The following is a 5,320-nucleotide window of genomic DNA, read 5'->3' as shown; positions in this document are numbered from 1 at the left end:
GTGAAGCGATATACGCCTGTTGGCGCAGACATCGACAGCGTGATCGACCTGCGCGCCGTCTTCCAGCAGGATCATCGCGAGCTTGCCGTCGCGGCCATGCCGCCGCTGCTGCTTCCGCGCAAAGGCCGCTATGGCCTGATCGACTACGAAAAGATGTTCTGTCCGGACCTCAAGAGCGGCCATGACGTTTTCGCAATGCGCGGCATCGATCGAAAGGCCGGCTGCATGGTGGTGGTACGCCCGGATCAATATGTCGCGCAGGTGCTGCGCCTCGATGACTATGCGGGCCTCGCCTCGTACTTCGACGGCTTCATGCAGAAGGTCGGCTGACGTCTCCGGCATCCTGTTCGCCGCGCTTATGACACAGTGAAAGCCCGGCCATCGTGACGGGCTTTCTGCTCACGTATGGGCACGAGTTCCGTGCGCGTACAATTTATGAAAGTTCTTCGCGGGCAGATTTCATCGATCGTAATATGTGTACCCAAAGCTGTAAGCATCCACTCGGGGCAGCGGGGCACCGGAGGATGACGATGAGACAAACCCAAGCGGAGACGCGCCGTCAGCAAAGTGTCGCGAAACGATCAATGACCAAGGAGGCCAAGCAGCTGACCGGCCTGATTGCCGGACTGCGCGAATCCCTCGAAGCGATCCACAAGGAACGGGCGAGCGCAAAGCTCACCGGCGCCGAGATGGGAATCCTCGACGAGCGGCGCAACAACCTGCTGCTCACCATTGCAGCCCTCGATGACCGCCTCTCGGCGGTGCAGGGGTTGATCAATCTGGGCCGCCCCCATGTCATACGCGTGCATTGAAGCGCATGAAACCGGATGAGTGGTCATGGCGCTTCAGGCCGTTTCCCGCCGCGCGCCTCTCGGATGGGCACCAAATTGCCACGCTCCCGGCGAATTGCCGCCAAAGCCCGCTGCCACGAGGAGGCCGGGTGCAGGGCGACGCAAGGGGATGCGAATTGGCCTACAAGATGGTCGCAGAACGCGACAACGAGAAATACAGTTTCGCACGCGAGAGCCGGCTGCTCATCGTGGCGAAGGCGAAAGTTTGGGCGAGCGAGGGATGGCAGGTTGTCATCACCGACCAGGACGGCAAGGCCTACGCGCCGCCCGAATTCGATCAACTGTCGGCGGCGTGACCGCCGGGGGGCAATCTTGATTTTGCTGTTTTAACGGGGCGCGGCTTGGTCGCGCCCTCGATGATCAATGGCCCGGCGCAGGATCGTCGCAGTCATCGCCACTTCCGCTCGTGCCGGTGCTGAACAAACTCACCGACGTCCCGGGTCCCACTAAGCGCGCCGATAGGTCTGCGCGATCAGCCGGTCGTGCACGGCACGCAGGTCCGCGCTCATGCGGGTCTGTCCCGTCGTGACATAGGACAGCCAGGCGCCGTCGGCGGCGAGGCGGACGACGTGAAGATCGGGCGCGCTGTCGGTAGCGCGATGGCGCTTGAGCCGGGCCTTGATCCAGTCGTTCCAGAGCCGGCGCAGCGAGGGATCGGTGACGACGACCATGCTCAGCGCCGCCCAGGGCGTCGCGAAGCCGAACGCCTTGCCGGTGAACACCGCATTTACATAGGCGCGTGTGAATCTGCCGCGCGGCCTGGGATCCTGCTCGATGTTATTGTCGATCTCGGCATCGACGCGGGCGAGGAGATCGGCGAACAGGCCCTCGATCAGCGCCTGCTTGCTGCCGAAATGATGAAACAGCCCGCCCTTGGTGACGCCGGCGGCCGCCGCGACCGCCTGCACCGTGACGCCGGAGACGCCATGGTCCAGCGCGATGGCAGCCGCGTGATCAAGCAAAGCGCGCCGCACCTGCTCAGGCTGCTTGGCGCGGGTGTAGCCGCTGTCCGGCATCAATGCACCGTGGTCTCCGAGAACAGGTTGATGATCACGACCCCTGACACGATCAGCGCGATGCCGACGAAGGCGGCGGCATCCAGCATCTGACGGAACAGCACGAAGGAGACCGTGGCGGTCAGGATGATGCCGACCCCGCCCCAGATGGCATAGGCGATACTGAGGGGAATGACGCGGATCGCGATCGACAGCGCATAGAACGAGGCGACGTAGAACACCACCATGGCCAGCGTCGGCCATGGCCGCGTGAACTGCGCCGACTGCTGCAGAAACGCGGAGGCGGTGACCTCGAAGACAATGGCGAGGGCGAGTGCCGCATAGGCATGGAAGGCGGATGTCATGACGAGCTCGGGCCTGGCGCGGCTCGAAAGATACCGCGCGGTAGGTTTGTTTAGCACGCGGAACATGGCTTTAGTCAGGAGCAGATATCACGACTGAGTGACGAGCCTGCGACAGGCGCGCGGTTCCGCGGGCGACCGCCAATGGCGGAGAAGCCGCCACGCGATGAATCGTGCGCCGGCTCCGTAAGATGCGACGGTGGAACGTGCACTCAATCGATTCGCACCGAGAGCTCGACGTCGTCGGCGAAGGCCGTGGACATGTAGCCGCTTCCGGGCTTGCGCACCCGCTCCAGATAGTCGGGGCTGTCGTCGGCATTGTCGGCGACGATGATCGCGCCCGGCCTGAGACGGTCTTCGAGCAGATCGAGGATATCCGGGTAGAGCGCCTTGGCACCGTCGAGCAGCACGAGATCGATCCTCTCTGGCAGATCGGACTTGAGCGTCGTCAATGCATCGCCCTCGCGGATGTCGACGAGATCGAGCACGCCGCCAGCCGAGAGGTTGTCTCGCGCCCGCGCCGCCTTGGACGGCTCGAACTCAGAGGTGACGAGGCGGCCGCCGCCATTGTCGCGCAGAGCTGCGGCAAGGTGCAGGGTCGAGATGCCGAAGGAGGCGCCGAACTCGACGATCGCTCTGGCGTGGGAGCTGCGCGCCAGCATGTAGAGCAGGCGGCCGGTCTCGCGGGAGACCGCGAGCGGAGCGTCCTTCAGGCGTCCATAGAGTTCGCGGTGAGCGGACTTGCTCCGCATCATCCGCGTCCGGTCGGCATCGGACAGATCGGCGACGGCGGCCAGCGTTGCGCCGCTTGCTGCGTCGGCCTCGTCGAACAGGCGATCCAGCAGCGGCGCAAGCGATGTGATCGTTGATGTGGTCATTTGTGTCTCCAGAAGCGCGTGCTTGCGCGGAGATCGAAATACGACTAATTCGTCGCATTTCCTATTCGCATTGCCCGCAGGCGCCATGGCCGACCGTCGAAGCCGTTCAATTTCCTCACGAAAGCAGCCGCAACAGGTCCGCTCGAACGAGTTGGTGGCGGCCATCCTGGATGCCGCTGTTCAGGTTCTGGCGAAGGAGGGTGCGCAACGCTTCACGACGGCGCGGGTGGCGGAGCGGGCCGGCGTGAGCGTCGGATCGCTCTATCAATATTTTCCGAACAAGGCGGCGATCTTGTTCCGCCTCCAGAGCGATGAGTGGCGGCGCACCAGCGAGCTGCTCGCCGGCATCCTCGCGGACCGGGCGAGGCCGCCGCTGGCGCGGCTGCGCGCGCTGGTTTACGCCTTCATCCGCTCCGAGTGCGAGGAAGCTGCGATCCGCGTCGCGCTCAATGATGCCGCGCCACTCTATCGCGATGCACCGGAGGCGCAGGACGCACGGGCGGCGGGCGAGGGCATCGTCGCCGCCTTCATGCAGGAGGCACTGCCCAAAGCCTCGGATTCGACACGCATCCTCGCCGGCGAGCTGATCACGACAACGCTGAGCGAGGTCGGCAGGAGTTTCTCGGAGGAGAGGCGGAGCGAGGCGGAGATCGCGGCCTATGCCGACGCCATGGGCGATATGTTCTGCGCCTATCTGACGAGGCTGGCGCGACGCTGAGGGATTGCCGCCGGCATTCGAAGGTTGATTGTTATTCAGATTTTGGGGGATTATGGGTTAGCCTCGCCGCGTTCGTCATCCAGTCATCGAGCCCCGCGCCATGCACGTTCTCCGCGCCCAATTTCGCATCGAGACGCAGCGCGCGCTGGAATTTGCCGCATCTCGCGGCTTCGGCGTGATCGTGGCGGCGGACGAGCGCGGGCCGCGGGCTTCTCACGTGCCATTCGTGCTGACCGAGCGCGGCGGGCACACTGTCGTGCAGCTTCACTTCACCGCCAAGAATCCGCTTGTGGCGCTGGCCGATGGCCGCAGACGATTTCTGCTGATCGTTACCGGCGACGATGCCTATGTCTCCAACGACTGGTATGCCTCGCGCGACAACGTCTCGACTTGGCTTTACGAAGCGGTGCACCTGTCGGGCGCAGCTCATCTGCGCGGGTTCGACGAGAACCGCGGACACGGCGATGCGCTGCTCGCAGTCTCCGAGGCGCGCTTACCGAAGGAACCCTGGGACCTCGCGCAGATGGAGCCGGGCAAGCGCGAGAGCATGCTGGCTGCGATCCGCGTCGTCGATCTCGTGGTGGATGAGGTCGAAGGGCAGGCCAAGCTCAACCAGCACAAGAGCGATGCTGACCATGTCGCAATCGCCGATCGATTGGCACGGTCGGAGGAGTCGGGTCACCGGCGATTGGCGCGCAAGATGCAGGCGCTGCGGCAGGGGCTTGGATACGAGATGCCGTAACGCTTGCCTCGCGGAACGTTTGATCTTACGGACCTCCCTCATGCTCGTCATCTCCATCCAGAGCCAGGTGGTCCACGGCCATGTCGGCAACAGCGCGGCTGCCTATGCCATGCAGGCGGAGGGCGTGAACGTCGCGGCCGTGCCGACGACGCTGCTGTCCAATCATCCGCGCTATCCGAGCCTGCGCGGGCGGGTGCTGGACAGCGAACTCGTCGCCGATCTCCTGAAGGGTGTCGAGGAGCGCGGCTTGGTCGAGGAGGCCGCGGTGCTCGTCACCGGCTATCTGGGCTCGCCCGGCAATGCCGTCGTGATCGCCGATTTCGTCGAGCGGGCGCGCGCGCGGAATGCGAAGCTGGTTTATCTCTGCGATCCCGTGATCGGCGACGATGGCCGCGTCTATGTCGCCGACGGCATTTTGGACGTGGTCCGGCACCGGCTGCTGCCGGCGGCGAACGTCACGACGCCGAACCAGTTCGAGCTCGAGCTGCTCTCGGGAGTGACGATTGCCGATGCCGAGGGCCTGAGCGCAGCGTGTGCCGTGCTGGCAGGGGCGGGACGCACCGACGTCGTCGCCACCGGTTGCGCCCTCGCTGACACCGCGGCGGGGCAGGTGGAGACGATCCTGTGCGCCGGCGGCCGATTGTCTCGCTTTGCGACGCCGCGCCTGCCGATCCGCCCCTACGGAACCGGCGATCTCCTCAGCGGGCTGATCGCGGCGCACCTGGCCAAGGGCGAGACGCTGCAGTCAGCCGTACGGCTTGCGGTCGACACGAT

Annotated in this window: 8 protein-coding genes and 1 pseudogene; 6 read left to right on the top strand and 3 right to left on the bottom strand. The window is 64.8% G+C overall.

What is annotated here, in order from left to right; genetic code table 11:
* The 3 genes and pseudogenes from JHD07_RS21495 to JHD07_RS21485 all read left to right on the top strand — a co-directional run.
* Positions 1-330, top strand: a pseudogene (locus JHD07_RS21495) (3-hydroxybenzoate 4-monooxygenase); the annotation flags it as partial.
* A 200-nt stretch (positions 331-530) separates the two neighbouring features.
* The gene (locus tag JHD07_RS21490) at positions 531-812 is read left to right on the top strand and encodes a hypothetical protein (protein WP_366864949.1); all 282 of its coding nucleotides are present in this window, start codon (positions 531-533) and stop codon (positions 810-812) included.
* A gap of 128 nt (positions 813-940) precedes the next feature.
* Positions 941-1,147, top strand: a complete 207-nt coding sequence (locus JHD07_RS21485) for a hypothetical protein (RefSeq protein WP_366864947.1) — start codon at positions 941-943, stop codon at positions 1,145-1,147.
* A 150-nt stretch (positions 1,148-1,297) separates the two neighbouring features.
* On the opposite strand, the gene JHD07_RS21480 is transcribed toward JHD07_RS21485, so the two are convergent.
* From JHD07_RS21480 to JHD07_RS21470, 3 genes are all read right to left on the bottom strand, one after another.
* Positions 1,298-1,867 (bottom strand): TetR family transcriptional regulator, encoded by a 570-nt coding sequence (locus JHD07_RS21480; protein ID WP_291625546.1) that lies wholly within the window; start codon positions 1,865-1,867, stop codon positions 1,298-1,300.
* Positions 1,867-2,211: a multidrug efflux SMR transporter gene (locus tag JHD07_RS21475; RefSeq protein ID WP_291625544.1), complete on the bottom strand. Its 345-nt coding sequence runs from the start codon at positions 2,209-2,211 to the stop codon at positions 1,867-1,869. Before JHD07_RS21475 ends, JHD07_RS21480 begins: the two co-directional genes overlap by 1 nt.
* A gap of 209 nt (positions 2,212-2,420) precedes the next feature.
* Complete coding sequence (locus JHD07_RS21470) at positions 2,421-3,086, bottom strand: class I SAM-dependent methyltransferase (protein WP_291625542.1); 666 nt, start codon at positions 3,084-3,086, stop codon at positions 2,421-2,423.
* A gap of 85 nt (positions 3,087-3,171) precedes the next feature.
* Between JHD07_RS21470 and JHD07_RS21465 the strand changes: the two genes are divergently transcribed.
* From JHD07_RS21465 to pdxY, 3 genes are all read left to right on the top strand, one after another.
* On the top strand, positions 3,172-3,804 hold the full coding sequence (locus JHD07_RS21465; RefSeq protein ID WP_291625540.1) for a TetR family transcriptional regulator: 633 nt from the start codon (positions 3,172-3,174) through the stop codon (positions 3,802-3,804).
* A 100-nt stretch (positions 3,805-3,904) separates the two neighbouring features.
* Complete coding sequence (locus tag JHD07_RS21460; protein ID WP_291625538.1) at positions 3,905-4,546, top strand: FMN-binding negative transcriptional regulator; 642 nt, start codon at positions 3,905-3,907, stop codon at positions 4,544-4,546.
* Positions 4,547-4,586: 40 nt separating this feature from the next.
* Positions 4,587-5,320: pyridoxal kinase (gene pdxY, locus JHD07_RS21455; protein ID WP_291625536.1), on the top strand; the 734-nt coding region annotated here is incomplete at its 3' end.

The sequence above is a fragment of the Bradyrhizobium sp. genome, assembly GCF_016462955.1.
GTDB lineage: Bacteria > Pseudomonadota > Alphaproteobacteria > Rhizobiales > Xanthobacteraceae > Bradyrhizobium.
Note: the sequence above shows the minus strand (reverse complement) of the source record. Positions and strands in the feature narration are given on the sequence as shown.